General features: G+C 65.7%; 24 protein-coding genes and 1 pseudogene. 13 read left to right on the forward strand and 12 right to left on the reverse strand.

What is annotated here, in order from left to right; all coding sequences use genetic code 11:
* Window positions 1-3: 3 nt before the first annotated feature.
* The 5 genes and pseudogenes from ACK6C6_RS20705 to ACK6C6_RS20725 form a co-directional block, all read left to right on the forward strand.
* Window positions 4-798, forward strand: a pseudogene (locus ACK6C6_RS20705) (N-acetylmuramoyl-L-alanine amidase); the annotation flags it as partial.
* Between the two features lie 375 nt (window positions 799-1,173).
* A complete protein-coding gene (locus tag ACK6C6_RS20710) occupies window positions 1,174-2,079 on the forward strand; it encodes a LysR family transcriptional regulator (protein ID WP_209589871.1) in 906 nt (301 codons plus the stop codon).
* On the forward strand, window positions 2,076-2,687 hold the full coding sequence (locus ACK6C6_RS20715; protein WP_209589872.1) for a M15 family metallopeptidase: 612 nt from the start codon (window positions 2,076-2,078) through the stop codon (window positions 2,685-2,687). The genes ACK6C6_RS20710 and ACK6C6_RS20715 overlap by 4 nt, the downstream gene beginning before the upstream one ends.
* Window position 2,688: 1 nt before the next feature.
* On the forward strand, window positions 2,689-3,621 hold the full coding sequence (locus ACK6C6_RS20720) for a polysaccharide deacetylase family protein (protein ID WP_409269044.1): 933 nt from the start codon (window positions 2,689-2,691) through the stop codon (window positions 3,619-3,621).
* Between the two features lie 99 nt (window positions 3,622-3,720).
* Window positions 3,721-4,557 carry a polysaccharide deacetylase family protein gene (locus ACK6C6_RS20725; RefSeq protein WP_409269045.1) on the forward strand — a complete coding sequence of 279 codons (837 nt, stop codon included), beginning with the start codon at window positions 3,721-3,723 and terminating at the stop codon, window positions 4,555-4,557.
* Here ACK6C6_RS20725 and dacB read toward each other — a convergent pair.
* Both dacB and ACK6C6_RS20735 read right to left on the reverse strand, forming a co-directional pair.
* The gene (gene dacB, locus ACK6C6_RS20730; RefSeq protein WP_409269047.1) at window positions 4,554-6,038 is read right to left on the reverse strand and encodes a D-alanyl-D-alanine carboxypeptidase/D-alanyl-D-alanine-endopeptidase; all 1,485 of its coding nucleotides are present in this window, start codon (window positions 6,036-6,038) and stop codon (window positions 4,554-4,556) included. The two genes, ACK6C6_RS20725 and dacB, sit on opposite strands and share 4 nt — an antisense overlap.
* A 12-nt stretch (window positions 6,039-6,050) precedes the next feature.
* Window positions 6,051-7,289 (reverse strand): nucleoside recognition domain-containing protein, encoded by a 1,239-nt coding sequence (locus ACK6C6_RS20735; RefSeq protein WP_409269049.1) that lies wholly within the window; start codon window positions 7,287-7,289, stop codon window positions 6,051-6,053.
* Window positions 7,290-7,488: 199 nt separating this feature from the next.
* Here ACK6C6_RS20735 and ACK6C6_RS20740 point away from each other — a divergent pair, with 199 nt between their 5' ends.
* From ACK6C6_RS20740 to ACK6C6_RS20755, 4 genes are all read left to right on the forward strand, one after another.
* Window positions 7,489-9,024: a serine hydrolase domain-containing protein gene (locus tag ACK6C6_RS20740; RefSeq protein WP_409269051.1), complete on the forward strand. Its 1,536-nt coding sequence runs from the start codon at window positions 7,489-7,491 to the stop codon at window positions 9,022-9,024.
* 61 nt (window positions 9,025-9,085) lie between these two features.
* Window positions 9,086-10,807 carry an ABC transporter substrate-binding protein gene (locus ACK6C6_RS20745; RefSeq protein ID WP_409269052.1) on the forward strand — a complete coding sequence of 574 codons (1,722 nt, stop codon included), beginning with the start codon at window positions 9,086-9,088 and terminating at the stop codon, window positions 10,805-10,807.
* A 183-nt stretch (window positions 10,808-10,990) separates the two neighbouring features.
* Complete coding sequence (locus tag ACK6C6_RS20750) at window positions 10,991-13,840, forward strand: TonB-dependent receptor domain-containing protein (RefSeq protein WP_409269054.1); 2,850 nt, start codon at window positions 10,991-10,993, stop codon at window positions 13,838-13,840.
* A gap of 97 nt (window positions 13,841-13,937) precedes the next feature.
* Window positions 13,938-14,981 (forward strand): LD-carboxypeptidase, encoded by a 1,044-nt coding sequence (locus tag ACK6C6_RS20755; RefSeq protein WP_409269055.1) that lies wholly within the window; start codon window positions 13,938-13,940, stop codon window positions 14,979-14,981.
* 10 nt (window positions 14,982-14,991) lie between these two features.
* Here ACK6C6_RS20755 and ACK6C6_RS20760 read toward each other — a convergent pair whose 3' ends face one another.
* From ACK6C6_RS20760 to ACK6C6_RS20795, 8 genes are all read right to left on the reverse strand, one after another.
* The gene (locus ACK6C6_RS20760; protein WP_409269056.1) at window positions 14,992-16,050 is read right to left on the reverse strand and encodes an MORN repeat-containing protein; all 1,059 of its coding nucleotides are present in this window, start codon (window positions 16,048-16,050) and stop codon (window positions 14,992-14,994) included.
* A gap of 57 nt (window positions 16,051-16,107) precedes the next feature.
* A complete protein-coding gene (locus ACK6C6_RS20765) occupies window positions 16,108-16,641 on the reverse strand; it encodes a GNAT family N-acetyltransferase (protein WP_409269057.1) in 534 nt (177 codons plus the stop codon).
* The gene (locus ACK6C6_RS20770) at window positions 16,638-17,765 is read right to left on the reverse strand and encodes an acyl-CoA dehydrogenase family protein (RefSeq protein WP_409269059.1); all 1,128 of its coding nucleotides are present in this window, start codon (window positions 17,763-17,765) and stop codon (window positions 16,638-16,640) included. Before ACK6C6_RS20770 ends, ACK6C6_RS20765 begins: the two co-directional genes overlap by 4 nt.
* A gap of 24 nt (window positions 17,766-17,789) precedes the next feature.
* Window positions 17,790-18,458 carry an SDR family oxidoreductase gene (locus ACK6C6_RS20775; protein WP_409269060.1) on the reverse strand — a complete coding sequence of 223 codons (669 nt, stop codon included), beginning with the start codon at window positions 18,456-18,458 and terminating at the stop codon, window positions 17,790-17,792.
* Between the two features lie 69 nt (window positions 18,459-18,527).
* The gene (locus tag ACK6C6_RS20780) at window positions 18,528-19,727 is read right to left on the reverse strand and encodes an acetyl-CoA C-acyltransferase (protein ID WP_409269062.1); all 1,200 of its coding nucleotides are present in this window, start codon (window positions 19,725-19,727) and stop codon (window positions 18,528-18,530) included.
* Window positions 19,720-21,534 carry a bifunctional isocitrate dehydrogenase kinase/phosphatase gene (aceK, locus tag ACK6C6_RS20785; RefSeq protein ID WP_409269064.1) on the reverse strand — a complete coding sequence of 605 codons (1,815 nt, stop codon included), beginning with the start codon at window positions 21,532-21,534 and terminating at the stop codon, window positions 19,720-19,722. Before aceK ends, ACK6C6_RS20780 begins: the two co-directional genes overlap by 8 nt.
* 76 nt (window positions 21,535-21,610) lie before the next feature.
* Window positions 21,611-22,795 (reverse strand): isovaleryl-CoA dehydrogenase, encoded by a 1,185-nt coding sequence (locus tag ACK6C6_RS20790; protein WP_409269065.1) that lies wholly within the window; start codon window positions 22,793-22,795, stop codon window positions 21,611-21,613.
* Window positions 22,796-22,913: 118 nt separating this feature from the next.
* Window positions 22,914-23,315, reverse strand: coding sequence for a MerR family DNA-binding transcriptional regulator (locus tag ACK6C6_RS20795; RefSeq protein ID WP_036209687.1), 402 nt, complete (start codon window positions 23,313-23,315; stop codon window positions 22,914-22,916).
* A gap of 123 nt (window positions 23,316-23,438) precedes the next feature.
* Between ACK6C6_RS20795 and ACK6C6_RS20800 the strand changes: the two genes are divergently transcribed.
* The 3 genes from ACK6C6_RS20800 to ACK6C6_RS20810 all read left to right on the forward strand — a co-directional run bounded on the left by ACK6C6_RS20800 (window position 23,439) and on the right by ACK6C6_RS20810 (window position 25,471).
* Entirely contained in the window at window positions 23,439-24,491 is a 1,053-nt protein-coding gene (locus ACK6C6_RS20800) for an MBL fold metallo-hydrolase (protein ID WP_409269066.1), read from the forward strand.
* 268 nt (window positions 24,492-24,759) lie between these two features.
* The gene (locus ACK6C6_RS20805) at window positions 24,760-25,179 is read left to right on the forward strand and encodes a hypothetical protein (protein WP_285377413.1); all 420 of its coding nucleotides are present in this window, start codon (window positions 24,760-24,762) and stop codon (window positions 25,177-25,179) included.
* A 118-nt stretch (window positions 25,180-25,297) separates the two neighbouring features.
* Window positions 25,298-25,471 carry a hypothetical protein gene (locus ACK6C6_RS20810; protein ID WP_200879960.1) on the forward strand — a complete coding sequence of 58 codons (174 nt, stop codon included), beginning with the start codon at window positions 25,298-25,300 and terminating at the stop codon, window positions 25,469-25,471.
* Here ACK6C6_RS20810 and ACK6C6_RS20815 read toward each other — a convergent pair.
* Window positions 25,468-26,061, reverse strand: a complete 594-nt coding sequence (locus tag ACK6C6_RS20815) for a UbiX family flavin prenyltransferase (protein WP_409269068.1) — start codon at window positions 26,059-26,061, stop codon at window positions 25,468-25,470. The two genes, ACK6C6_RS20810 and ACK6C6_RS20815, sit on opposite strands and share 4 nt — an antisense overlap.
* 4 nt (window positions 26,062-26,065) lie before the next feature.
* On the reverse strand, window positions 26,066-26,380 hold the full coding sequence (grxD, locus tag ACK6C6_RS20820) for a Grx4 family monothiol glutaredoxin (protein WP_285377407.1): 315 nt from the start codon (window positions 26,378-26,380) through the stop codon (window positions 26,066-26,068).
* 165 nt (window positions 26,381-26,545) lie between these two features.
* On the opposite strand from grxD, the gene ACK6C6_RS20825 reads away from it, so the two are divergent.
* Window positions 26,546-26,857, forward strand: coding sequence for a hypothetical protein (locus ACK6C6_RS20825; protein WP_209589889.1), 312 nt, complete (start codon window positions 26,546-26,548; stop codon window positions 26,855-26,857).
* Window positions 26,858-26,898: the final 41 nt, after the last annotated feature.

Raw genomic sequence — 26,898 nt, forward strand, 5'->3', positions numbered from 1 at the left:
CCGATGAAACACCTGAACCTTCTCGCCGTTCCGATCATTCTTTCCGTGCTGGCCGGCTGTACCACCGCGCCGGTCGCGCCAAGCGGCCCGAAGATCGATACCACCTACACCGCCAAAGGCCAGTCGAGTCGCGCGCGCTTCCTGGTGCTGCACTACACGGTGTCCGACAACCCGACCTCGATCAAGATCCTGACCGAGCAGCAGGTGAGCTCGCACTACCTGGTCACCAACCATGCCCAGCCGATCATCTATCGCCTGGTCGACGAGAACCGCTCCGCCTACCATGCCGGCAACTCGAGCTGGAAGAACTACACGCAGCTGAACAACAGCTCGATCGGCATCGAGATCGTGAATCCCGGCTGGACCGCCACGCCCGACGGCGGCCGCCTGTTCTACCCCTTCCCGCAGTCCCAGATGGATGTCCTGATCCCGCTGCTGAAGGACATCGTGCAGCGCCACGGCATCGCGCCCGAGAACGTGCTCGGCCACAGCGACATCGCGCCGCAGCGCAAGCAGGACCCGGGTCCGCTGTTCCCGTGGGCGCGCCTGGCCCAGGAGGGCCTGGTGCTGTGGCCGGACGCGAACCGCGTCGCCCTGGTGCGCCCGATCTTCGACGCGACCCTGCCGGACGTGTTCTGGTTCCAGCGCAAGCTGGCCACCCACGGCTTCGCGATCCAGCAGACCGGCGTGCTCGACCAGCAGACCCGCACCGTGCTGCAGGCCTTCCAGATGAAATACCGCCCGGCGGACTTCGCCGGCAATCCGGACGCGGAAACCGCGGCCCTGCTCGAGGTGCTGACCACGCCGGCCAATGCGCCGCTGCCGGTGATCCTGCCGCCGCCGGTGACCACCTCGCCGGTGCCGATGTTGCCGCCGGCGACGCCGCCGGTCCCGGTGGTGCCCGAAACCGCGCCTGCCCCGGCCGCGCCGGTGCCCGTGCCGACACCGGCCGTCCCGGCGCCGGTGCCGACGCCGGCCACGCCTCCGATCCCGGCCCCGGTCCCGGCGGCGCCGGCCGCACCGGCCGCACCAGCGGCACCAGCCACGGCGCCGGCCGTACCGGCGAGCCCATCTGTTGTGAACACGCCGTGACGGTCGCCGCGGCCGGGTTTTCCCTGTATCCTTCGGAAAATCCGCGTCATGCGCGCGGAGTCTCAACAGAAGGATGAAGCGATGCGCCTGCGCCATATCGAAGTTTTCCACGCCATCATGCAGGTCGGTACCATCAGCGGTGCCGCCCAGGTTCTCCACATCTCGCAGCCGGCGGTGACGAAAGTCCTGCAGCACGCGGAGCTGCAGCTGGGCATGCCGCTGTTCGAGCGGGTGCGCGGCAAGCTGTATCCGAAACCGGAAGCGCACCGCCTGTTCGCCGAAACCGAGAAGCTGAACCGCGACCTGCAGGGCATCCGCCGCCTGGCCGCCAGCCTGAAGAGCCGCGCGGTGGAAACCGTGCGCCTGGTCTCGACGCCCACCATCGCGATCAGCGTGCTGCCGCAGGCGATGACGGTATGGCGCCGCGACTTCCCGCAGGCGCGCTGCGAGCTGTCCACCCACCACACCAGCGAGATCGTGAACGCGCTGCGCCTGGGCGAAGCCGACCTGGCGCTGTCGCTGCAGGACCCGCGCCACCCCGGCATCGTGGCCGAGCCGATCGCCCACGGCTATCTCACCGTGATGGCGCCGCGCGGCACCTGGAGCGAGGAAGAACTGTCTCGGCCTTTCGGCGCCGAAGGCTTGAGCGGCGAGCTGATCGGCCTGACCGACGGCGACCCGCTGGGCGAGATCGTGGTCGCGGCCTGCGAAGCCCAGGGCGTGCAGCCGGTCTACCACACCGTGGTGCAGACCTACCAGATCGCCCGCTCGCTGGTGGAAGCCGGCGCCGGCCTGGCCGTGCTCGACCCCTTCACCGCGGCCTCGGCCGACCCGGCCAAGGTGCAGTGCCGCCAGTGGGCGCCGGCGATGCCGGTGCACCTGTATCTCCTGAGCGCCAGCCATTCCCCCTTGTCGCACGGGGCGCGGGAGCTGGCCAACTGTATCGGCGCGACCGCGCGCGCCTGTCTCGAAAAAGGTTGTGCATGACCCTGACTGTGGCCAGCGAGGATATCGCCGGCAGCCCTGAATTCCGCCATCTCACCAGCATCGACGGGATCGCGATCGACCTGCGCTACGCCACGCCCAACAACTTCGTCGGACGTGACCTGTATTCGCCTTTCGACTGCGCCTGGCTGCACCGCGACGCCGCCGAGGCGCTGGAGAAGGTCGTGGCCTGGCTGAAGCAGCGCCGTCCCGGATATACCGCCCTGGTGCTCGACGCCCTGCGTCCGCAGCGCGTGCAGCAGCAGCTGTGGGACGCGCTCGAGGGCACCGGCCTGCAAATGTACCTGGCCAACCCGGCGCGCGGCTCGATTCACTCCTACGGCATGGCGCTCGACATCACCCTGCTCGACGAACAGGGGCGCGAGCTCGACATGGGCACCGGCTTCGACGACATGACCAATTTGTCGCACCCGGCGCTGGAAGAAGGCTTCCTGATCACCGGCGAGCTTACCGACGAGCAGGTGGCCAACCGCCGCCTGCTGCGCGAGGGCATGCTGGCGGCGGGCTTCTTCGGCATCAACACCGAATGGTGGCATTTCGACTGCGGCGACCGCGAACTGGTGCGCGCCACCTACCGCCGCGTGCTCTGACATGCGCGGCCTTGGCCCCTCATGCTGGCTGCGCGCTGCGATCGCCGTAGCCTGCATCCTGCTGGCGCCGCAACTGCAGGCCCAGTCGGTCGCCTTCACCTTCGACGACGGCCCGATCCTGGCCGCTACCCCACACCTGGGACCGCAGGCCCGTAACGCGGCCATGCTGGCGGCGCTGGCGCGGCACCAGGTCCAGGCCGCGCTGTTCGTCACCGTCGGGAACGGCGCCGACCGCCCGGAAGGCCTGGCGCTGGCGCGCGCCTGGGGCCAGGCCGGCCATACGCTCGCCAACCACACCATGACGCATCCGGACCTGGACAGCGACAAGGTCACGCTCGCCCAGTACCAGCAGGAAGTGCTCGACTGCGACCGCGTCATCGCCGCGCTGCCGGGCTACCAGAAGTGGTACCGCTTCACCTACCTGCGCGAAGGGAACAGCAAGGACAAGCGCGACGGCATGCGCGCGTTTCTCCGCCAGCAGGGCTACCGCAACGGCTACGTCACGCTCGACACCAGCGACTGGCGGTTGAACGAGAAGCTGACCGAGGTGCTGGCAAAGAATCCGCAGGCGAACGTCGAGCCGATCCGCCAGGCCTACCTGGCGCACATCCGCCAGCGTGCGCTGGCCTACCGCGAGCTGGGGCAACGGCTGCAGGGCAGGGACATCCCGCAGGTCCTGCTGCTGCACCATAACCTGATCAATGCGATGTGGCTGGACGACGTGATCCGCCAGTTCAAGGACATGGGCTGGACCATCACCACGCCGGCGCAGGCCTATGCCGATCCCGTCTACCGCTTCATGCCGGAACGTCCCGGCGGCAGCCTGTTGCTGGCCATGGGACGCAGCCTGGGATTGAAGCCTGCGGAGCTGGGATTGCGCCTGATGGACGACGGCGACTTCGAGATCGAGGCCCTCGCGCAGCAGGGTCTTTGAGGCGACGCTGACTGACGCGACAGGCCGTTGCGCTGGCTCATAAGCAGCGAGCTGGACAGTACTAAAGTTAGTCCAGACGATGCCGAAAGGAGCGCTTCCATGCCTGCCTTCGATCACGTACGCCGCCTGTGCGGCGCGCTTGCCGCAAGCTGCTTTCTCCTGGCCTCACCGCTGCATGCGCAGTCGGTGGCCCTGACCTTCGACGACGGTCCATCGCTGGCCCCAACCCCGCTGCTGTCGCCCCAGGCCCGCAACGACGCGATGCTGGCGGCGCTGGCCAGGCATGGCGTCCAGGCGGCGCTGTTCGTCACCGCCGGCTTCGGCACCAACCGGCCCGAAGGCATGGCGATGGCGATGGCGTGGGGGCTGGCCGGCCATGTCATCGCCAACCATACGGTGACCCATCCGGACCTGGACGACCCCGCGGTCACGCTGGCGCAGTACCAGCAGGAAGTGCTCGACTGCGACCGCGTCATCGCGGCGCTGCCCGGCTACCAGAAATGGTTCCGCTTCCCCTACCTGCGCGAAGGGGGCACGCCTGAAAAACGCGAGGGCATGCGCGCCTTCCTGGGCGAGCACGGCTACCGTAATGCGCGTATCACGCTGGACACCGCCGACTGGCGCCTGAATGGGGAACTGCTCGAGGCGCTCGCAAAGAATCCGCAAACGGACCTCGAACCCTTCCGCCAGGCCTACCTGGCGCAGGTCCGCGAGCGTGCCGAGACCTACCGCGAACTGGCCCGGCGCCTCCAGGGCCGCGACATACCCCACGTGGCCCTACTGCACCATAACCTGATCAATGCGCTGTGGCTGGACGACGTGATCACCCTGTTCCAGGACATGGGCTGGACCATCACGAGCCCGGCGTATGCGTATGGCGGCAGGATCCACCATCTGGCGCCGAAGCCTCCGGCCCCGGCGCTGAGGATGCTCTAGGGCAGGGCCGGGGCCTGTGCCGGCGCCGGCTGCGTTCCCGAACGCGCCACCCAGTCCACCAGCGCATCGAGCACCGCGCGTCCGCGGCCGTTGCCGGCCTGCTCGCTGTTGACGATCGCGACGAACACGTTCTGCACGCCGTCCGCATCCGGCACATAGCCCGCCAGCGCCACCACGTTGCGCAGCGTGCCGGTCTTCAGGCGCGCACGTCCCGCCGCCGCGGTGCCCTGCAGGCGGCGGCGCAGGGTGCCGTCGATGCCGGCGATCGGCATGCTGGACTGGAATTCGGGCGACCAGTTGCTGCGCAGGCCGGCCTGCAGCAGGTAGGCCATCTGCTGCGGCGTGATGCGTTCAAGGCGCGACAGACCCGAGCCGTTCTCGATCACGAAGCCGGCATCGTCGATGCGCTGGCCGCGCATCCATTCGCGCACCGCGGCATCGGCCCGTGCGAAGCTACTCTCGCCGTTGACCGGAAGGGCGAAGCTGCCCGCTGCCGGATCCGGCTGCAGGCTGCCCAGGCTGAGGAACAGGGTGCGCGCCAGCAGGTTGTCCGAGGGCTTGTTGGTGTCGCGGACCAGCTCCGGCAGCATGCGCGAGGTATGCTCGGCCAGCAGGGTCGAGTCGGGCGGCGCCGTGCCCTCGACCGCCTTGCCGCTGAACTTCCCGCCCAGCTCCTTCCACTTCTGGCGGAACAGGCGTTCGATGTAGTCGTTCCGGTCCAGCACGTTGATGCTGTAGCTGCGCGCGCAGTCCTTCGGGAAGGTCCCGTGCAGGAGCACCCGGATGCGGCCGTCCTTCTGGCGCACGGCTTCCGGCAGCTTCCAGCCGTCTTCCCACTTCGCGCAGTCGGCGTCGACGAGCGTCATGTCGGAGCCGATGCTCACGCGGTCCAGTTGCGGCTGCATCTCCAGCTTCAGGCGCTTGCTGGTCGAGCGCATGTCGATCTGGATCATGTTCTTGTTGACCAGCAGCGCATCCGGGATCACGTTGTAATAGGCCTCGGGCGACTCGTCGAAGGGCGCGATGCCGACGTCCGTGCGCGCCGGCTGCCACAGGCTGCGGTCCAGCACCAGGTCGCCCTCGATGCGGCGGATGCCCTGGTAGTGCAGGGCGCGCAGCATGTTTTCCAGGTCTTCGCCGGACAGGTCGGCGTCGGCGCCGCCTTTCAGGATCAGGTTGCCGCGCAGGACGCCCTTCTCGATCTCGCCCGTGGTGCGCAGCTCGGTGCGGCCGCGGAAGGCGGGGCCGAGGCGCTCCAGGCTGACCATGGTCGTCACCAGCTTCATGGTCGATGCCGGCTGCATCGGCCGGTCTGCCTGGTGCGACAGCACCACGCTATCGCCCTTGAGCACCAGCACGCCGAGGGCGTCTTCGGGCAGGCCCTGCTGCGCCAGCACCTGGGCGACCGGCGCCGGCAGCTGGGCGTGGGCGCTGCCGACAACGACAACGAAGAGGGTGGCGAGGGTAAGGCGGCGCAGCATGATGACTCCTGATTAACCGAAGAACAGATAGGCGACGAAGATGGCGCCGATGACGCCGGCCAGGTCGGCCAGCAGGCCGTAGCCGATCGCATAGCGGGTCTTGCGGATGCCGACCGAGCCGAAATACAGCGCGATGATGTAGAAGGTGGTGTCGGCGGCGCCCTGCAGGATGCTGGCCAGGCGGCCCACGAAGGAGTCGACGCCGTAGGTGGTCATGGCGTCGATCATCATGGCGCGCGAGCCGCTGCCCGACAGCGGTTTCATGAGCGCGGTCGGCAGTGCGCCGACGAAGTCGGTCGGCAGGCCGAGGGCGGTGAAGATCCATGCGAAGCCGCTGACAATCAGGCCCAGGATGCCCGAGTTGCGCACCACGCTGATCGCCACCAGCATGCCGACCAGGTAGGGAATGATCCGCAACGAGGTCTCGATGCCGCCCTTGGCCCCTTCGATGAAGGCTTCGAACACGTTCACCTTCTTTGCCAGCGCGCCGACCATGAAGGCCGCGATGATCGAGAACAGGATCAGGTTGGCGGTGACCACCGAGACCAGCTGGATCTGCGACTTGTCGAGGAAGACGGTGAAGTACCAGACCAGCAGGGCGATGAGGGCGGTCAGGCCGCCGATCCAGCCGAACACGGCCGGGTGCAGCAGGTTGATGCGCTGGCGCAGGCTGACGGCGATGATGCCGGTCATGGTCGAGCAGTAGGTCGCGATCAGCGTCGGAATAAAGATGTCGGCCGGATTCGCGGCCCCGAGAATTGCGCGCTGGGCCATGATCGCCAGCGGGATGATGGTCAGGCCCGAGGTCTGGATCACCAGGAACATGATCTGCGCGTCGCTGGCCTCGTCCTTGCTCGGGTTCAGCGTCTGCAGACTCTCCATGGCCTTCAGGCCGAAGGGGGTGGCGGCATTGTCAAGGCCGAGCATGTTGGCCGAGAAGTTCATCACCATGTGGCCGTTGGCCGGATGGTCCTTCGGCACGCCGGGGAAGATGCGCGAGAAGAAGGGCGCGATGATGCGGGCGAACAGGTTGATGGCGCCGGCCTTTTCGCCGACGTTCATGATGCCCAGCCAGAGCGTCATGACGCCGGCCAGCGGCAGGGCGATGTCCATCACCGCCATCTTGGCCGACGAGAAGGTGCCGTCGATGATGCGCTTGAAGATCTCGGTATCGCCCAGGAACAGCCATTGCGCGAGTGCCGCGATGAAGCCGACGAGGAAGAAGCCAGTCCAGATGTAATTGAGTGCCATGTGAATGCCGCTGCTGAGATCGTACGATTGTGCAGCGGAGAGTATAGGCCGGGAAACAGCTGCGCAGATGAAAGAATGCGCCTGCGCCATGTTTAAAAGTTATAAGGGGCGGCGGCCTGCCCGCTTTTTTGTTTGCTTCACGGCATGAAAATCAGGGCATAATCCTTTTCCACCCCCGCGCCTACCGGAGAAGCCCAGCATGCATCGCCCCTCTCGCCTTAGCCTGTGCAGCCTCGTTTTCATCGTCGGCAGCGTCGCCGCCGTGCATGCCTATGCCCAGGCGCCGGCCGCGAGCCGGGGCGAACGCGTGGCGGCCTTGCTTCCCGAGATAGACAAGATGTACACGGAGCTTGCCGCCAAGGAGCACCTGCCGGGCCTGGTGTATGGCGTGGTCCTCGATGGCAAGCTGGTGCACATGCGCCCGCTCGGCCTGGCAGACGTGGAGCGCAAGACCCCTGTGACGGGGTCGACCGAATTCCGCATTGCCTCGATGAGCAAAAGCTTCGTGGCGATGGCGGCGCTGAAACTGCGTGACGCGGGCAAGCTGCGCCTCGACGATCCGGTCGCCGACTATCTGCCCGAAGTGCGCCGGGTCCAGCTGCCGACGAGCGACTCGCCCGCGCTGACGATCCGCCACTTGACGACCATGACCACCGGGCTGCCCGAGGACAATCCCTGGGGCGATCGCCAGATGGCCGTCCCGAATGCCAGGCTCGAGCAGCTGGTCGGCGCCGGGCTGTCGTTTTCCAATGCGCCCGGCCAGACCTTCGAATACAGCAACCTCGGCTACATCCTGCTGGGCAAGGTGGTCAGCAAGGTGTCGGGCATGCGCTTCCAGGACTACGTGACGCGCGAGATCCTGCGGCCGCTGGGCATGCACAACACGCGCTGGGAATATACGCAGGCCGCGCCGGGCAAGCTGGCGCTGGGCTACCGCTGGGACCGCGACCACTGGGAGGCGGAGTCTATCCTGTCCGATGGCGACGGCGCCGCGATGGGCGGCCTGATCACGACGGCGGACGACTTTGCGCGCTACGTCGCCTTCCACCTGGAGGCCTGGCCGGCCCGCAACGATCCGGAACGCGGACCGCTGCGCCGTGCCTCGGTGCGCGAGATGCACCTGCCGCAGGCGTTTGCCGGCCTGTCCACCAAGGCCACCCTGAGCGACATGAAGACACCGAATCCGAACGTGTCGTTCTACAGCCATGGCCTGGTCTGGCAGCGCGACAGCCGCAACGTGGTGAGCTCGGGCCATTCGGGCGGCCTGCCGGGCTTCGGCAGCCAGTACCGTTTCGCTCCCGACTACGGAGTGGGCGTGTTCGCCTTCACCAACCTGCGCTACGGACCGGTGTACGGCCCGACCGCCAAGGCGCTGGCCATGCTGGTCGAGCGTGCCGAGCTGGGCCCGCGCCCGATTCCCGTATCGCCGATCCTGGCGACGCGCCATGGGCAAGTGGCGCAACTGGTGCAGTCGTGGGATGCGGCGCTGGCAAGCGCGATCGCGGCCGACAACCTGTTCCTCGACCGCTCGCGCGAAGACTGGATCGCGCACGCGCGCGAAAAGCTGGAGCCGATCGGGAGAATCACCTCGGTCGGCCCGATCAAGGCCGACAACGCCTTGCGCGGCAGCTTCCCGCTGGTCGGCGAGCGTGGCAGGGTAGATGTCGCCTTCACGCTCACGCCCGAACGCGAGCCCAAGGTGCAGGAGATCACGCTCACGCCGGCGAAGCAATAAGCACCGTTTCGCTGCAGCCGCGGCTATGATACGCAGGTTTTCCCTGCCGATATCGCTCGCCATGACACTTCGCCTGACCGCCGCCGCCCTCCTGTTCTCCCTGCTGTGCGCCGGTAGCGCGGGCGCGCAGGAAAAAGTCCTGCGCATGTTCCTGTCCACCAGCGAAACCGGCCTGGACCCGGCCGTGGCCTCGGACAACGCCACCCTCTCGCTGCTGGAGAACCTGTTCGACCCCCTGCTGCGCTACGACTACCTGGCGCGTCCGGCCAAGCTGCGTCCCAACACGGCCGCCGCCATGCCCGAGGTGAGCGCCGACGGCCTGACCTACACTTTCCGCATCCGCCCCGGCATCCATTTCACGCCGGACCCGGCTTTCAAGGGAACCAAGCGCGAGATGACCGCCCAGGACTACGTCTACAGCATCAAGCGCCTGCGCGATCCCGCCACCAGGTCGCCCTGGGCCGCCACCTTCGAAGGCGTGGCCGAGCTGCGCGCCCTCGACCGCCATACCTTGCGCATCCGCCTGAAGGCGCCGGACAACAACTTCCTGTTCTACCTGGCGATGCCCGCATCGAGCGCGGTGGCGCGCGAAGTGATCGACGCCTATCCGGGCCAGGCCGGCAACCACCCGGTCGGGACCGGCCCCTTCATGGTCGGCGAGTGGAAGCGCAGCGACCGCATCGTCCTGCTGGCCAATCCCGATTCGACCGCCGTGTTCCATGCGACGCCAGGAGATAACCCCGAAGACAAGGCGATCGCCGCCGCCCTCGAGGGCAAGCGCCTGCCGCGGGTGGACCGGGTCGAGGTGCGCATCGCCGAGGAATTCCAGGGCCGCATGCTGGGCTTCCTGAACGCCGAGTACGACTACCTGGAGCAGATTCCGGAGTCGATGACCGACATGGTGGTCAGCGACGGCCAGCTCAAGCCGGAACTGGCGGCGCGCGGCATCGTGCTGTCGCGCTTCCCGGTGCTGCAGACCTACTACATGTGGATGAACATGAACGACCCGGTCGTCGGCGGCTACGGCAAGGACAAGGTGGCGCTGCGCCGCGCGATCTCGATGGCCTACAACAACGCCGAGGACATCGCGCTGCTGAAGAAGGGCTTCGCGATCAAGGCCGAATCGCCGCTGCCGCCCAATGTGCTGGGCTACGACCCGGACTACCGCAGTCCGGTGCCCTACGATCCGGCATTGGCCAATGCGCTGCTGGACCGCTACGGCTATACCCGGCGCGATGCGGACGGGTTCCGGCGCACGCCCGACGGCAAGCCGCTGACGCTGACCATGCACAGCGAGGCCACGGTCGGCGGCCGCCTGCGCGACGAGTTGTGGCGCAAGTGCCTGAACGCGATCGGCCTGCGCGTCGTGTTCAAGTCGGACAAGAAGACCGAGATCATCAAGGCCTCGCGCCTGGGCACGGTCCAGATGTTCGAGAGTAACTGGATTGCCGACTTCCCCGACGGCGACAACTTCTACCAGCTGCTGTACGGCCCCAACGCCGGCCGCGCCAATTACGCGCGCTTCAACCTGCCCGCCTATAACCAGCGCTACGAGCAGGCGCGTCTGCTCAGCGACGGTCCCGCGCGCCAGAAGCTGTATTTCGAGATGAACCAGCTGATCCACGCCTATAACCCGTGGGTGCCGCTGACCCAGGTCTTGTCGGGCGATCTGCGCCATCCGTGGTTGAAAAACTACAAACGCCATCCCGTTGAATTCACGACCTGGCGTTATCTGGATGTCGATGTTGCGCAAAGAGCACGCTCCAGTAGAGGTGCGCGCTAGTTTTGGTGAGTTTTTCCCAAATAAAACATTCCCCCTAGTTATACTGGCCGCCGGATATTTCATTGGATAGCCGTAAATAAGAAGGCTTACCCTGAAATCGAAAAATAACGTAATGCCAAGACATTACAACGAAGATCGGCCAGGAATTCCTGGGTCGCCAAGGGAAAACGTTAGGAGAAACGCGTGAAGGTAAAGAAGCTCGCTCAATTGATCGCCCTGATGGGCGCGGTCAGCCCGGCCATCGCACAGAATGTGCAGGTTTCCGGTCCGATCCAGCGTGTCGAGATCACCGGCAGTAGCATCAAGCGCATCGCCAAGGAAGGCGCGCTGCCGGTCGAGGTCATCACGGCCAAGCAATTGGAGTCGCAAGGTATCGTTACCGCCGAGCAGCTGATCGCAACGCTGAACGTCAACGGCAACGGTTCGGACAACCTGGCCTCGAATGCCGACGTCACCTCGGGTGCGCAGCGCGGCAACAACGGCGCCTCCTCGGCCAACCTGCGCGGCCAGGGCGCCGATTCGACCCTGGTGCTGCTGAACGGCCGCCGCGTGGCGACCCACGGCATGAAGGGTTCGGCGGTCGACCTGAACTCGATCCCGATGGCGGCAGTCGAGCGCGTCGAGGTGCTGAAGGACGGCGCTTCCGCGATCTACGGCACCGACGCGATCGGCGGCGTGATCAACTTCATCCTGAAAAAGAACTACCGGGGACTGGAGACCCAGGCCTTCGTCGACGTCACCGAGGCCGGCGGCAGCGAGATCGGCCGCGCGTCGATCACCGGCGGCTGGGGCGACCTGCAGGTCGACGGCTGGAATGTGCTGGCGACCTTCGCGCACAGCCAGAACAAGGCCTTGCGCGGCGACCAGCGCGACTTCGTGAACACCTTCCAGCCGGACCGCGGCGTCTCGGTGGATACCCGCGGCTCGCCAAGCGCCAACGTGTTCGCCACCACCCTGGCCCCGACCCTGCTGTCGCGCACCGGCACCGGCCCGACCCTGCCGGGCGGCGGCACCACCACCTATAACGGCATCAGCCTGCTCGACCTGCCGGGCGGCGCGGGCTGCAACAGCATCGACGGCATGGGCCCGTACGACGAGAAGCTGTGGAACAGCGCCGGCGCCGCCTATGGCTGCGCCTGGGACACCGGCCGCGCGGCCGTGCTGCAGCAGCCGGTCAAGAACAGCAATGCGCTGGCGCGCGCCACCTTCCAGTCGGGCGACCACCAGTTCTTCATCGAAGGCGTGGCTTCGAACGTGGAAGTGTCCAAGCGCTTCTCGCCGAACCAGATCTCGCCGTCGGCATCGACCTTCGGCGCCACCTCCTTCTATCCGCGCACCGGCGCCGCCTACGACAGCGTCTACAACGCGCTGGTCAAGGTGTTCCCGAGCATCTCGGCCAACTACGGCCTGCCGATCGCCTACCGCTGGCGCTGCATGGAGTGCGGCAACCGCGAGATCGTGACCGAATCGAAGGCAGCCCGCCTGCTGGTCGGCGCCGACGGCCCGGTCAACCTGTTCGGCCGCAGCTATGACTACCGCGTCGGCCTGTCGCGCGCCTTCAGCGAGTCGGAATCGCAGCTGGGCACCGGCTACAACTACACCGTTGCCCTGGCCAACGTGCTGGGCTCGGGCATCGTCAACCCCTTCCTGCTGCCGGGCCAGACCCAGTCGCAGGCGGCGATCGACGCGATCCAGGCCACCTCGGCCGCGGGCGTCACCCTGTATGGCGGCAAGACCATCCTGACCCAGCTCGACGGCGCGCTGTCGGGCGAGCTGTTCAACCTGCCGGCCGGCGCCGTCATGGGCGCAGTGGGCTTCGACCTGCGCCGTGAAGAGTACAAGTTCAACGGCGACAAGCGCGCCGCGGCCGCCCGTCCGGCGATCCTGAACGCGCCTTTCGACGACGCCAACGCCCTGGACAACGTGCATCGCGACATCAAGGCCGTGTACGCCGAACTGCTGGTGCCGGTGGTCAAGAACCTCGACATCACCCTGGCCATCCGCCGCGACCACTACAGCGGCATCGGCAGCACCACCAACCCGAAGGTCTCGTTCCGCTACCAGCCGATCCCGCAGCTGCTGTTCCGCGGTTCGTACAACGAGGGCTTCCGCGCCCCGTCGTTCAACCAGCTGTTCAACGGCATCACCGAGTCGCCGTACGCCGGCAAGGACCTGGTCGACCCGGCCAAGTGCCCGACCGGCCTGGTCGACGCGACCAAGCCAGGCTGTGAATCGATCACCCCGAACTACATCACCGGCGGCAAGTCGAACCTGGGCCCGGAAACCGCGAAGCAAGGCACCATCGGTGTCGTGATCGAGCCGTTCAACTGGTTCTCGGCCAACGCCGACCTGTGGGAGATCCGCAAGCAGAACACCATCGATTCGTTCAGCACGTCGACCATGGTGGCGAACTACAACTTGTTCAAGGATCAGTTCATCCGCGACGCAGCGGGCAACATCGCCATCATCGACCAGCGCTGGGTCAACGCCGGCGAGCGCATCACCCGCGGCCTCGAGCTGGGCGCCCGCTTCAACGGCAAGTTCAGCACCGGTTCGCAGTGGACCCTGGGCATCGACGGTTCGCGCCTGCTGGAGAAGAAGTCGCGCGCTACCACCAACGCCGAGTTCGGCAAGAGCGAAGTGGGCCGCTTCGTCTTCACGGGCGACCTCGGCCTGAAGTGGAAGCACAGCGCCTACGCGACCTACAAGTACGGCAACTGGAGCACCATGCTGCAGAACATCTACCGTTCGGGCTATGACGACCAGGTGCTGCCGGGCGTGGCCAACGGCCTGGTGAAGCCCGCCAACTGGAATCCGAAAGTGGATGCGTACTCGATCTTCCACCTGACGACCACCTACACCGGCTTCAAGAACCTGTCGCTGACCGCAGGCATCAAGAACCTGCTGGACGAAGATCCGCCGTTCGCTGTCACCTACGACAGCAACACCGGCGCGGGCAGCACCTGGGAACCGCGCGTGGCCGACCCGCGTGGCCGCTCGTTCACCCTGATGGCGACCTACAAGTTCTTCTAAGTTGATCGTATAAGTTGATCGAACCCGGCGGCCCGCTGTCGATGGAAGCGCAAGCTTCCACGGCGCGGGCCGTTTTTCCTTGTAGCGGATGTCGAGCATGAAAATCAGCCGGCGCGGCTTCGGCGCTTCCGTCGCAGCCGCTCTCTCTACCCCTGGCCTGGCCGCAGCCGCCCCACGGCGCTCGTCCAGGCGCCTCATCAAACCCCCACGCCTGCGCCGCGGCGACCTGGTCGGCCTGATCGCCCCCGGCGGCTATGCCGACGACCGCCTGATCGAGAAAGCGGTCAGGAACATCGAAGCCCTCGGCCTGCGCGCCAAAGTGGGCACTTACATCAGGGCCGTGCACGGCAATTATGCGGGCTCGGTGCAGCAACGCCTGGCCGACCTGCACGCCATGTTCCTCGATCCCGAGGTGAAGATGATCTGGCCGATCCGCGGCGGCTCGGGCTGCATCTCGCTGCTGTCGACACTCGACTACGGGCTGATCCGCCGCCACCCGAAGATCCTGCTCGGCTACTCGGACATCACGGCGCTGCACTTGGCGATCCATAACAAAACCGGCCTGGTCACCTTCCACGGCCCGGTGGCCTCGTCGACGCTGGCCGATTACCCGCGCGAGCACATGATGGCGGTGCTGTGCGACCCGCAGCCGCGCTACACGATCCCGATGGCGCCGGAGAACGCCCTGAAGGCCCAGACCATGCCGCATTTCGGCATCCGCACCCTGACCTCGGGCACGGCCACCGGTCCGCTCCTGGGCGGCAACCTGTCGATCGTGGCGGCCCTGTGCGGCACGCCCTATGCGGCGGACTTCCGCAATGCCCTGCTGTTCCTGGAAGAGGTGGACGAGGCGCCTTACCGCCTGGACCGCTGGATGACCCAGCTCGACCTGTCGTTCGGCTTCGCGAACGCGGCCGGGGTCATGGTCGGCATCTGCGAGGACTGCGCGCCGCAGGAGGGCAGGCGCTCGCTGAGCCTGGACGAGACTTTCGATCAGCACCTCAAGCCCCTGACCGTTCCGGCGGTGACCGGCTACTCGATCGGCCACATCCGCCACCAGTTCACGCTGCCGGTGGGGTTGCGCGCCACCCTCGATACGGCGGCCCGGACCGTGACCCTGCTCGAACCCGCCGTTTCTTGAATGGAAGGGTTCAACCCGAAGAGAACAGGAATTCCATCGGATAGATCATGCTGCATGGCTTGCCGGCGCATAGCGCCGGTTTGAAGCGCTGCTGCATGAGGAATATCTCCAGCTGGCGTGCGAATTCCTGGTGCTGGATGCGAGAGGTGCCGACGCCGGTCGGCATGCCGTCGGCACCGACCGTGACATGCACCAGTACCATACCTTGGTAGTCGGTGAATTTCTCGTACAGATCGGCAGCCTTGCGATGGAGTGCGCGCGTACCCGTGAGCGGATAGGGAGGCTCGTCGCCGTCGTCGAGGGCAGGGTAAGCGCTGCGTACGAGGGTTTGCTGTTCGCGTGTCAGTTCCTGCCACGATGCGCTCGAGGGGCGCGCACGCGCGCGCCGCAACTGCGAATCGTCGGCGGAAGAATCGTCGTTCGGGCCGAAGCGCTCGTCATCGCCCCCGGATACGGACGCGGCGCCGAGGGCGCGTCCGTTGACGAACGTGCCGGTGACGCTGCGGCCGCTGTTGTAGACGAGCGTGCCCTCGCCGTGGAATCTGCCATTGCGCCATTCGCCGTCGTAGCTGCCACCCAGCGCAAAGACGGCCTTGCCGCGGCCATGGCGCGCGCTTGCTTTCCATTCGCCCTGGTAGGTCGAGCCATCCCGCGCGACAAATAGTCCCTTGCCTTCGAAGCGCGCATTCACGACCTCGCCTCTGTACCTGGCGCCGGCCCTGAGGTACTCGAAATAGCCGGAACCGTTCGGTACGCCGTTCCTGAACGTGCCGATGTACCTGCCGGAGTTGAACGTCAGGGTCGCTTCTCCCACGATCTCCCCGCGCACCAGCGTGGCTTCCAGCTTCCATGGGCTTCTGTTCCCCGTTTGCCACTCGAGAACGCCCTTGCCGTCGGCATAGGAATCCTTGCAGCCCCCCGTCCAGGACACCGCATGGCCGGGCGACAGGCCCATGAGGCGCCCGATGCGGCAGTCCGGCTTGCCGAAGGTGACGGCAGGATCGGCGCCATGCGCGTAGCCGCCCATCAGGGAAAGGGAAAGGGCCAAGGAACGTGCGAGGAAGGTCATCGGCCCAGTATAGGGCTGCTTGCATGCAGGTCAATGCGGGCGGCATGAAACACGGCTTCAGGCCAGCCGCAAGCTCATCGACACCGCGCCGACCGATTGTCCTTCGATGCGATAGAGGTCCGGCACTTCGCCGGTCTCGACGAAGCCCATGCGCACGTACAAGGCACGCGCCTTGTGGTTCTGCGACAGCACCTCGAGATCCACCCAGGCAAAGCCGCTGGCGCGGGCCCAGGCCAGCGCTTCCTGCACCAGGCGCGTGCCGAGGCCCGCGCGGCGCAGGTCGTGGCGCACGCCCATGCCGAGCAGGGTGCGGTGGCTCGATGCCGCATCAAGCCTGCCGCGCAGGTCGATGTGGCCGGCAATCGTGCCGTCTTCGTCGAGTGCGATCCACACGTGGCGCCAGCCCGGGTGGCCAGGCGAGCTTGCCATGCCGGCGCTGAAGCGTTCGCGCATGGCCAGCGGCACGCCGTCGGTCGTCGGCGCCATCGGCTGGAACAGCAGGCCGTCGCGGCCGTTCTCCGCCAGCTGTTCGCCCAGGTAGGCGAACAGCGCCGGCAGGTCGTTCGCCGTGGCGGGACGGATGGCTATCACAGCGCGCGCGCGATCAGGATCTTCTGGATGTCGCTGGTGCCTTCGTAGATCTGGCACACGCGCACGTCGCGGTAGATGCGCTCGACCGGGAAGTCAGCCACGTAGCCATAGCCGCCAAACACCTGCATGGCGCTGGAGACCACGCGTTCGGCCATCTCGGAAGCGAACAGCTTGGCCATCGCGGCTTCCTTCAGGCAGGGCAGGCCCGCGTCCTTCATCGACGCCGCGTGCAGGATCAGCTGGCGCGCGGCCTCGATCTGCATCGCCATCTCGGCCAGGCGGAACTGCACCGACTGGTGTTCGAAGATCGGCTTGCCGAAGCTTTCGCGGTCTTTCGCATAGCTAAGGGCAGCCTCGTAGGCGGCGCGCGCCATGCCGACCGACTGCGAGGCGATGCCGATGCGGCCGCCCTCCAGGCCCGACAGGGCGATCTTGTAGCCCATGCCTTCCTCGCCGATCAGGTTCGCGGCCGGGACGCGGCAATTGTCGAACACGATCTGCGCCGTGTCCGAGGAATGCTGGCCCATCTTCTGTTCCAGGCCGGCGACGATGTAGCCGGGCGTATTCGTCTCGACCCAGAAGGCGCTGATGCCTTTCTTGCCGGCGGCTTTGTCGGTGACCGCCATGACGATGGCCACGTCGCCGTACTTGCCGCTGGTGATGAACTGCTTGGTGCCGTTCAGGACGTAGTGGTCGCCGTCGCGGGTGGCCGTGGTGCGCAGGGCCGCGGCGTCGCTGCCGGTGTGCGGTTCGGTGAGGGCAAAGGCGCCCAGCATCTCGCCCCGCGCCAGCGGGACCAGGTAGCGTTGTTTCTGCTCTTCGTTCGCGTACATCATGGCGATCGAGCAGACTGGGCAGTTGTTGACCGAGATGATGGTCGAGGTGCCGCCGTCGCCGGCCGCGATCTCTTCCAGCACCAGCGCCAGCGACACGTAGTCGAGGCCCGCGCCGCCGTACTGCTCCGGCACCGCGACGCCGAAGGCGCCCAGTCCGGCCAGTTCCTTCAGCTCGTCCTTTGGAAAGTAGTGCTCGCGGTCCCAGCGCGCGGCGTTCGGGGCCAGGCGCTCCTGCGCGTAGCTGCGCAGGGCGTCGCGGATCATCTGGTGTTCTTCGCTCAGAATCATGGTGTCTCGTTGTTTGTTATGTGGTTACCACGGAATCGGCGTGCCGTCGTGGTTCAGGAAGGCGCCGTTGCTGGAGGCATCCAGCTTGGCCAGCGTGGCGCGCAGGTCGCTCACGCTTTGCTCCACCGTGAGGGTGGCGCCGCTGCCGCCCATGTCGGTCTGGACCCAGCCCGGATGGAAGGACACGCAGGTGACGCCCTGCGCGCCATAGGTGATGGCGGCGTCGGCCAGCACCGAGTTGAGCGCGGCCTTGCTGGCGCGGTACAGGGTGCCTTCGGTGGAATTGCGTGCGCCGATCGAGCCCATCTTCGACGACAGCACGGCGAGCTTGCCGCGCGTGTCGGCCAGCAGCGGGCCGACGATCGGGAGCAGGCGCATGGCCGCCAGCACGTTGGTGTGCATGACCGCGTCGAATTCGGGACCGGTCGGGAAGCTCGAGCCCGAGGGACCGTAGACGCCGGCCACCAGCCAGGCCACGTCGACCTGTTCGTCGTCGAGGCGCCAGCCCAGCGCGGCAATCGAATCGGCGCTGGTGACGTCGAGCTGGTGGGCGGTCGCGCCCATCTGCGCCAGTTCGTCGCAGTCTTCCTGCTTGCGGGCGGTGGCGATCACGCGCCAGCCGTCCGCGCGGTACTGGCGCACCATTTCGTGGCCGATGCCGCGCGAGGCACCGAGGATCAGGGCAGTGGGCATGAGGTGCTCCTTTTCATCACGATATGTGTTCAATACGGGGTAAATGCCCCGTATTGAACACGGTTTGTATCAAACCAGCTCGATTGCCATCGCCGTCGCTTCACCGCCGCCGATGCACAGCGAGGCCACGCCGCGCTTGCCGCCCGTGCGCTTCAGGGCGCCCAGCAGGGTGACGATGATGCGCGCGCCCGAGGCGCCGATCGGGTGGCCCAGGGCGCAGGCGCCGCCGTGGATGTTGACCTTGTTGTGCGGGATGTCGAGGTCGCGCATGGCGGCCATCGGCACCGCGGCGAAGGCTTCGTTGATCTCGAACAGATCCACGTCGCCCGCCGTCCAGCCGGTCTTCTTGAACAGCTTCTGCATCGCGCCGATCGGGGCGGTGGTGAACAGGTTCGGTTCCTGCGCGTGGGTGGCGTGGCCGAGCACGCGGGCGATCGGGGCCAGGCCCAGCGCTTTCGCTTTCGATTCGCGCATCATCACCAGGGCGGCGGCGCCGTCGTTGATCGACGAGGACGAGGCGGCGGTCACGGTGCCGTCCTTCTTGAATGCCGGCTTCAGGGACGGGATCTTGTCGACCTTGGCCTTCATCGGGCCTTCGTCCTTCTCGACCAGCAGTTCGCCGGTGCGGGTGGCGACCGAGACCGGCGCCACTTCCCAGTCGAACCAGCCTTCGTTGTTGGCGGCCTGGGCACGCTTGACCGATTCGATCGCGAAGTTGTCCTGCTCTTCGCGCGAGAACTGGTAAGTGGCCACGCACTCTTCGGCGAAGGTGCCCATCGAGCGGCCTTCGCCGGTCTTCTCGTTGCGCGAGTAGGCGTCTTCCAGGCCGTCGAGCATCATGTGGTCGAACATCGGCGCGTGGCCGATGCGGTAGCCGCCGCGCGCCTTCGGGATCAGGTAGGGCGCGTTGGTCATCGATTCCATGCCGCCCGCGACGACGATGTCGGCGCTGCCGGCCACCAGCTGGTCATGGGCGAAGATCGCGGCCTGCATCGCCGATCCGCACATCTTCGAGAGGGTCACGGCGCCGGTCGACAGCGGCAGGCCGGCCTTGATCAGCGCCTGGCGCGCCGGGGCCTGGCCCTGGCCGGCCATCAGGCAGTTGCCGAAGTAGACGTGCTCGACGCTGTTGGCGTCGACGCCGGCGCGCTCCACCGCGGCCTTGATCGCCACCGCGCCGAGGTCGCTCGCCGACTTCGACGAAAAATCGCCCTGGAAGGCGCCCATCGGGGTACGGGCGGCGCCAACGATAACGACTGGATCATTCATTGTGTAAGTTCTCCAAAATGGGTGGGGATGGTGTGCTTGCGTCTTGTGCACAGAAACGGATCTGCTGGGGATAAGGGAAGACGTCGTCGACGACGCCCGCCAGTATGCGGTCCTTGTGGGATTGCCAATACGCGCGGGTCAACAGCTCCGCGTGGTGCTTCATGAAATGGCGCCGGATACTCGGATTTCCAAGCAGGAAGCGGCCGAATTGTTCCGGAAAGACGTCGTGCCTGCCGATCGGGTACCAGGGTTCCGATGCCATCTCGTCCTCTTCGTTGCGCGCTTCCGGGATATCGCGGAAGTTGCAGTCGGTGAGGTATTCGATCTCGTCGTAATCATAGAACACGACGCGGCCGTGGCGGGTGACGCCGAAATTCTTGTACAGCATGTCGCCCGGGAAGATATTCGCGGCGACCAGGTCCTTGATCGCATTGCCGTATTCGATCACGCCGTGTTCCAGGCGTTCGTCGTCGCCGGCGGCCTGGGCCTCGGCCAGGTAGATATTCAGCGGCACCATGCGGCGCTCGATGTAGAGGTGGCGCACGATGATGCGCTCGCCTTCGATCTCGACCAGCGAGGGCGCGTGTTGCTTCAGCTCGTTCAATAACTCTTCCGAGAAGCGCGCCAGCGGGAAGGCGGCGTCGGAATACTCGAGGGTGTCGGCCATGCGCCCGACACGGTCGTGGTGCTTCACCAGCAGGTATTTTTCCTTGACCTGGGCGCGCGTCGTTTCCTTGGGCGGCGGATAGAAATCCTTGATCACCTTGAACACGTAGGGGAAGGACGGCAGTTCGAACACCAGCATCACCAGGCCGCGGATGCCGGGCGCAATGCGGAACAGGTCGGAGCTGTGCTTCAGGTGCTGCAGGAAGTCGCGGTAGAACAGGGCCTTGCCCTGCTTCTGCAGGCCCAGCACCGTGTAGATCTCGCTGCGCGGCTTGCGCGGCATCAGGCTGCGCAGAAAAGTCACGTAGGCCGAGGGCACCTCCATGTCCACCAAAAAGTAGGCGCGCGTGAAGCTGAACAGCAGGGTGATGTGGTAGACGTCGAGCAGCACCGTGTCCAGCACCAGCCGCCCCTGGCGGTCGTGCAGCACCGGGATCACGAAGGGATAGTTGCGCGGGCCGTTGATGACGCGGCCGACGACGTAGGCGGCCTTGTTGCGAAAGAAGGGGCTGGATAGCACCTGCAGCTGCAGGTTCGGTTCCGCCTGCGCCAGCCCGAAGGCCTCGCTTAGTCGCGCCTCGACGCTGGCGACGTCGCGGTCGAGGTCGGCGAAGGGCACGGCGAACTGGAAGTTGGTGAGCACGCGGCGCAGGGCATTGCTCAGGCCGTCGGCCGCCGGATAGTAGACGCGGTAGGTCGGCAGCGGCTCTTCGGTCTCGATGTACTCGGTGGAGATCACCGGGCGCACGAAGATGTAGTCGTTATGGTAGTAGCTGCGGTGCAGGATGATGCAGCTGACCGAGTTGAAGAAGGTTTCGGCCAGTTCCGGCTGCTTGTGGCCCGAGAGCAGGCCGATGTAGTGCAGCTTGGTTTCGCGCCAGACCGGGTCCGTGAGTTCTTCGGGCGCGTACTCGTCCTGCAGCACGTGGACGCATTCCTGCACGCGCTTGTCGTAGTAATCGATGCGTTCGCGCGCGGCCGCCTGCGCGGTCGCCCAGTCGGCGGCCTCGAAATGGCGCCGCGCGGCCTGGCTGGCCTGGCGGAACAGGCGGTAATGCTTGTCGAAGCCGTCCAGGATGGTGCGCGCGATGTCGAAGGCGATCTGGGAAGACAGCAGTTTGGGGAACGCTTGCTGGGTCATCGTTCGTCTCGCGCGCAGTCCAGGTAAGCGGACATTCTAGTGCAAGCGGGCGGGCGCGGCAGCGCCCACCCGGGTCTTACATCGTCTCGCCGAACAGCTCGCGCCCGATCAGCATGCGGCGGATCTCGCTGGTGCCGGCGCCGATCTCGTACAGCTTGGCGTCGCGCCACAGGCGGCCGACCGGGTACTCGTTGATGTAGCCGTTGCCGCCCAGGGTCTGGATCGCTTCGCCCGCCATCCAGGTCGCCTTCTCGGCGCTGTACAGGATGGCGCCGGCGGCGTCCTTGCGCAGGGCGCGCACCTGCTCCGGCGAGCTCGCGCGGTCGCAGGCCTGGCCCACGGCGTAGACGTAGGCGCGGCACGCCATCATGGTCGAGTACATGTCGGCGATCTTGCCCTGCATGAGCTGGAACTCGCCGATGGCCTGGCCGAACTGCTTGCGCTCGTGGATGTAGGGCACCACCGAATCCATGCAGGCCGACATGATGCCCAGCGGTCCGCCCGACAGCACGGTGCGCTCGAAGTCCAGGCCCGACATCAGCACGTTCACGCCCTTGCCGACGCCGCCCAGCACGTTCTCGACCGGCACTTCGCAGTCCTGGAACACCAGTTCGCCGGTGTGCGAGCCGCGCATGCCCAGCTTGTCGAGCTTCTGGGCGATCGAGAAGCCCTTGAAGCCCTTTTCGATCAGGAAGGCGGTCATGCCGCGCGGGCCGGCTTCGAGGTCGGTCTTGGCGTAGACCACCAGGGTGTCGGCGTCCGGACCGTTGGTGATCCACATCTTGGTGCCGTTCAGGACGTAGCGGTCGCCCTTCAGTTCGGCCTTGAGCTTCATGCTGACGACGTCGGAGCCGGCGTTCGGCTCGGACATGGCCAGCGCGCCCACGTGCTCGCCCGAGATCAGCTTGGGCAGGTACTTGCGCTTCTGCTCTTCGTTGCCGTTGCGCTTGATCTGGTTGACGCACAGGTTCGAGTGGGCGCCGTAGGACAGGCCGACCGAGGCCGAGGCGCGCGAGATTTCTTCCATGGCCACGATGTGGGCCAGGTAGCCCATGTTGGCGCCGCCGTATTCCTCGCCGACAGTGATGCCCAGCAGGCCGAGTTCGCCCATCTTTTTCCACAGGTCCATCGGGAACTGGTCGCTGCGGTCGATCTCGGCAGCGCGCGGTGCGATTTCGGCTTCCGCGAACTGTTGTACGGCTTCGCGCAGCGCGGCGATGTCTTCGCCATGGTCAAAGGTCAAGCCTGGAAGATGCAGCATTGTCGTCCTCGTGAACGGTGGTTGAGCAGGATAGGGTGCATGATACTCGCCTCTTACGTTAACGTAAACGTCAACTAAAGGGCCAAAAAAAGGGAGGGTGCCAGGCCCTCCGCGTGCTTCAGGCGGCGTTCTTGTTGTCCGCGCTTTCCGCCAGCAGGCGGCGGCATTCTTCCTCGTGTGCGGAAATTTCCTCGAGCGCCATCTCGATGTCGGCACGCTGCTGTTCCAGCGTCACGCGCTGGTGGGCCAGTACCCCGAGGAAGCGTTCGATCTGGGCCGCGGTGTCGCGTGGCGACTCGTACATGTCGACGATGCTCTTGATTTCCGACAGGGTCAGGCCCAGGCGCTTGCCGCGCAGGGTCAGTTTCAGCCGGGTACGGTCGCGCGGGGTGTAGACGCGGTTGCGGCCGCCCACGCCTTCGCGCTTGGGACTGAGCAAGCCCTGGTCTTCATAAAAGCGGATGGCGCGGGCAGTGATGTCGAATTCGCGGGCCAGTTCGGCGATGGTGTAGGTGACCATGGTTCTCTATGAAGCAAAAGAAGCGAAACAGGGAATCGCTTACAATCGATGTCTGCGCCCCGGTTTACGTTTACGTTAACGGCATTGTAGCGCGACCGCCCACGACGAACACGAAAGTTTTCCATGAACCCGCTCGAAGCCCAGCTCGATTATCCCTTTGGCGACACCATCCCGGCACCGGGCATGGTCCATCAACTGGCGCCGGGCCTGGCCTGGATCCGCATGCCGCTGCCTTTCGCGCTCGACCACATCAACCTGTGGCTGCTGCGCGACGAACAGGAGGGCCGTGCCGGCTGGAGCGTGGTCGACTGCGGCGCCGGGACCGACGCCACCCGCGCGGCCTGGGAACAGGTGCTGGGCGAGGGCTTGCAGGGCGCGCCGCTGCTGCGCGTGTTCGCCACGCATTGCCATCCCGACCACGTCGGCCTGTCGGGCTGGCTGAGCAGCCGCTTCGAGGCGCCGTTCTGGACCACCGCCGGGGAGTTCGCCTTTGCCCGCATGATGGCGGCGGCGCTGCCGGGCGTCGACGGTCCCTCGGCCATTCCGCACTTCGAGCGCCATGGCCTGGTGGATCCAAGCATGCTGGAGCAGATGCGCAGCCGCCGCAATTACTATCCGTCCCTGGTGCCGGCGGTGCCGGAGGCCTATACCCGCCTGCAGGACGGCGACCTGGTCGAGATCGGCGGCAGGGGCTGGCGCGTGATCACCGGCTTCGGCCACTCGCCGGAACATGCGTCGCTGTATTCCGAGGAGCTGAAGGTCCTGGTTTCCGGCGACATGGTCTTGCCGCGTATTTCGACCAACGTGTCGGTATTCGCGGTCGAGCCGGAAGGCAACCCGCTGGACCTTTATCTGCAGTCGCTGAAAAAGTTCACAAACTTGCCTGAAGACACTCTTGTCCTGCCTTCGCATGGCAAGCCCTTCCGCGGCCTGCATACCCGAATCGCTCAATTGCACGATCATCATGCGGCCCGCCTGGCCGAGGTGCTGGCGGCCTGTGTCGAGCCGAAGTCGGCCGTCGACATCGTGCCCCTGATGTTCCGCCGCCAGCTCGACGCTCACCAGCTTAGTTTCGCTCTGGGCGAGGCACTGGCCCACCTGCATAAATTATGGCGCGACGGGATGCTGCGCCGCAGTAAGGATAGCGACGGTATCATTCGTTTCCGACTGGCCTGATCTCTTCCCGCAATGCCGGCAGCGCCGGCAATCTGTATATTTGTTGCATACAATCGTGCGGCAATGTCATACTTTTTCCTTTAGGATATATTATCGATTCCCCAAATGGGGAATTGCGGTTAATATTTCCGGTTCGTAAAACATGCAAATTCTATTAAATAATCACATCTTTGTTACTTTTTAAAGGTATGATTGTTTGCTGAGGCTTCTCAGCCATAGAACGCCCGGCCGTCTGCACAGGCCATCCGCACATAACGTAAGCATTGCAATGAATTCAACCAATGAACGGGAGAGCTTCAGTGAGCGCCTGCAACAGGCGCTGAAGAACGCCCACTACTCGCCCGATAGCCCCACCCGCCTGGCCAGGGAATTCAACATCCGTTTCGAAGGCCGCCCGATCACCGTCCACGCCGCGCGCAAGTGGCTGGTGGGCGAAGCCATCCCGACCCAGGAAAAGCTGCGCATGATTGCCCAGTGGCTGGGTGTGCCGGCCGACTGGCTGCGCTTCGGCGGCGCCGAGCATGCCGCTGCCGGCAGCGAAAGCAATGGCGGCGGCGCCCGCTTCGAATCCGCGGACGTGAAGCTGATTGCAGATTTACAACGTTTGGACGAACACCATCGACAGCTGGCACGCGAGTTCATCCGCATGCTGGTGCGAATGAATCACCAGAAGCCAGAGCAAAAATAGTTTCGTAATTGCACTTTTCGTGAGTGCAGAACGGCACAAACAGCTGCAGCTGGGTCATAATCTGTCCAGTGGCGAGCGGATCCGCCGTCACCGGGTCATGTCAAGGAGCAGCTGCCGTATGCGAAACAACTACGCCAACACCGCCCAGCTCAAGGAACTGATGACCGCACCGCCGATGACGGCGGCGCGCCATGCCGAGGTGATGCGACAACGCAATGCCCGGCGGCGGATGCTCGAGGAAGCGCGCGAGGCGAAGAAGGCCGACGGGCCGTTCGACGGCGACAAGCGCTAGCTGTCCTGCGCGTCTTTCATGCCGCCCCACCTGGGGGCGTGGGCGTTGTCGAGCCCGAGGAGGTCGACCGCCCGGTCGACCGTATGCTCGACCATCTCTTCGATCGTCGCCGGACGGTGATAAAAGCTCGGCAGGGGCGGGAACACGATGCCGCCCATCTCCGTCACCGCCGTCATATTGCGCAGGTGCGCCAGGTTGAAGGGCGTCTCGCGCACCATCAGCACCAGCCTGCGCCTTTCCTTCAGCATCACGTCCGCGGCGCGCGTGACCAGGTTGTCCGACAGGCCATGGGCGACGGCCGCCAGGGTTTTCATCGAACAGGGAGCGATCACCATGCCGTCGGTCTGGAACGAACCGCTGGCGATCGAGGCGCCGATATCGCGGTTGCGGTGGACGACGTGGGCCAGCGCCTCGGCATCGCGCCGCTGCAGGCCGAGTTCCTGGTGCAGGGTGAGGGAGGCGGCGTCGGAAATCACCAGGTGGGTTTCGACGCCGGGAGTCGCGTGCAGCCGCCGCAGCAGCTGCACGCCATAGACCGCGCCGGTTGCGCCAGTGATGGCGACAATGATCCTGCGCGGTCGGCCGGTCATGGAATCAGCCGTTCTTCAACAGGGTCTGCAGCTCGCCCGATTCGTACATCTCGTTCATGATGTCGGTGCCGCCGATGAATTCGCCGCGCACGTAGAGCTGCGGGATGGTCGGCCAGTTCGAGTAGTCCTTGATGCCCTGGCGGACTTCCGCGTCTTCCAGGACGTTGACGGTGGCGATGTTGTCGACACCGCAGGCTTTCAGGATCTGGATGGCGCGGCCCGAGAAGCCGCATTGCGGGAATTGCGCGGTTCCCTTCATGAACAGCACGACCGGGGTGTTGGTCACGGTGTCTTTGATCCAGGTTTGAACGTCGCTCATGTGTGTGCCTTCAGTGGGAATGGATAAGATGCCGCCATTTTATAAGAATTCGGCAGGGCGGGCACGGGCCTGGCGTCGTTCTCCCGTCTGCTGTGACAATCGGCGGATTTTTACCGGAAAATCCCCGCTATGATGGTCTTTCATGCCACCCGAACGGGAACCATCATGACCGCCTACCGAGGCTTTGCTTCCATGCCATCGCCCCTGCTGTGGTGCATGGCTGCCTTCTTTGTCATTGCCGGCGTGTACGAAATCATCACCGGCATGTACCGGGAACCTCTGGAAGACGTCCTGCTCTACATCGGCCAGCTGCCGGCCGGCCTGTTCCTCTTGTACTGCGCGGTGCAGGCCTGGCGCGACCGGCGCGCCGAGCTGGCATCAACGCGCACGACCATGGTCGGCTACGCCTGCTTCGGCCTGTTCTGCCTGTGCTTCCTGGTGAAGGTGGGCATGACCGCGGTGCGCGTCCTCGGCTGAACCGCCCGCGTTTTTTGCCCATGGGCGCGGCGGGACTGGTA

Origin of the sequence: Massilia sp. BHUDP2 (assembly GCF_046236355.1) — a bacterium.
GTDB lineage: Bacteria > Pseudomonadota > Gammaproteobacteria > Burkholderiales > Burkholderiaceae_D > Telluria > Telluria varians.

Bases quoted from the DNA above. Each gene is read 5' to 3' on its own strand.
- ACK6C6_RS20770 (WP_409269059.1), bottom strand. From the start codon at position 17,765: ATGATTCTGAGCGAAGAACACCAGATGATCCGCGACGCCCTGCGCAGC.
- ACK6C6_RS20745 (WP_409269052.1), top strand. From the start codon at position 9,086: ATGACACTTCGCCTGACCGCCGCCGCCCTCCTGTTCTCCCTGCTGTGC.
- ACK6C6_RS20780 (WP_409269062.1), bottom strand. From the start codon at position 19,727: ATGAATGATCCAGTCGTTATCGTTGGCGCCGCCCGTACCCCGATGGGC.
- ACK6C6_RS20735 (WP_409269049.1), bottom strand. From the start codon at position 7,289: ATGGCACTCAATTACATCTGGACTGGCTTCTTCCTCGTCGGCTTCATC.
- aceK (WP_409269064.1), bottom strand. From the start codon at position 21,534: ATGACCCAGCAAGCGTTCCCCAAACTGCTGTCTTCCCAGATCGCCTTC.
- grxD (WP_285377407.1), bottom strand. From the start codon at position 26,380: ATGAGCGACGTTCAAACCTGGATCAAAGACACCGTGACCAACACCCCG.
- dacB (WP_409269047.1), bottom strand. From the start codon at position 6,038: ATGCTGCGCCGCCTTACCCTCGCCACCCTCTTCGTTGTCGTTGTCGGC.
- ACK6C6_RS20815 (WP_409269068.1), bottom strand. From the start codon at position 26,061: ATGACCGGCCGACCGCGCAGGATCATTGTCGCCATCACTGGCGCAACC.
- ACK6C6_RS20740 (WP_409269051.1), top strand. From the start codon at position 7,489: ATGCATCGCCCCTCTCGCCTTAGCCTGTGCAGCCTCGTTTTCATCGTC.
- ACK6C6_RS20725 (WP_409269045.1), top strand. From the start codon at position 3,721: ATGCCTGCCTTCGATCACGTACGCCGCCTGTGCGGCGCGCTTGCCGCA.
- ACK6C6_RS20790 (WP_409269065.1), bottom strand. From the start codon at position 22,795: ATGCTGCATCTTCCAGGCTTGACCTTTGACCATGGCGAAGACATCGCC.
- ACK6C6_RS20715 (WP_209589872.1), top strand. From the start codon at position 2,076: ATGACCCTGACTGTGGCCAGCGAGGATATCGCCGGCAGCCCTGAATTC.
- ACK6C6_RS20805 (WP_285377413.1), top strand. From the start codon at position 24,760: ATGAATTCAACCAATGAACGGGAGAGCTTCAGTGAGCGCCTGCAACAG.
- ACK6C6_RS20775 (WP_409269060.1), bottom strand. From the start codon at position 18,458: ATGCCCACTGCCCTGATCCTCGGTGCCTCGCGCGGCATCGGCCACGAA.
- ACK6C6_RS20825 (WP_209589889.1), top strand. From the start codon at position 26,546: ATGACCGCCTACCGAGGCTTTGCTTCCATGCCATCGCCCCTGCTGTGG.
- ACK6C6_RS20755 (WP_409269055.1), top strand. From the start codon at position 13,938: ATGAAAATCAGCCGGCGCGGCTTCGGCGCTTCCGTCGCAGCCGCTCTC.
- ACK6C6_RS20720 (WP_409269044.1), top strand. From the start codon at position 2,689: ATGCGCGGCCTTGGCCCCTCATGCTGGCTGCGCGCTGCGATCGCCGTA.
- ACK6C6_RS20710 (WP_209589871.1), top strand. From the start codon at position 1,174: ATGCGCCTGCGCCATATCGAAGTTTTCCACGCCATCATGCAGGTCGGT.
- ACK6C6_RS20810 (WP_200879960.1), top strand. From the start codon at position 25,298: ATGCGAAACAACTACGCCAACACCGCCCAGCTCAAGGAACTGATGACC.
- ACK6C6_RS20795 (WP_036209687.1), bottom strand. From the start codon at position 23,315: ATGGTCACCTACACCATCGCCGAACTGGCCCGCGAATTCGACATCACT.
- ACK6C6_RS20760 (WP_409269056.1), bottom strand. From the start codon at position 16,050: ATGACCTTCCTCGCACGTTCCTTGGCCCTTTCCCTTTCCCTGATGGGC.
- ACK6C6_RS20800 (WP_409269066.1), top strand. From the start codon at position 23,439: ATGAACCCGCTCGAAGCCCAGCTCGATTATCCCTTTGGCGACACCATC.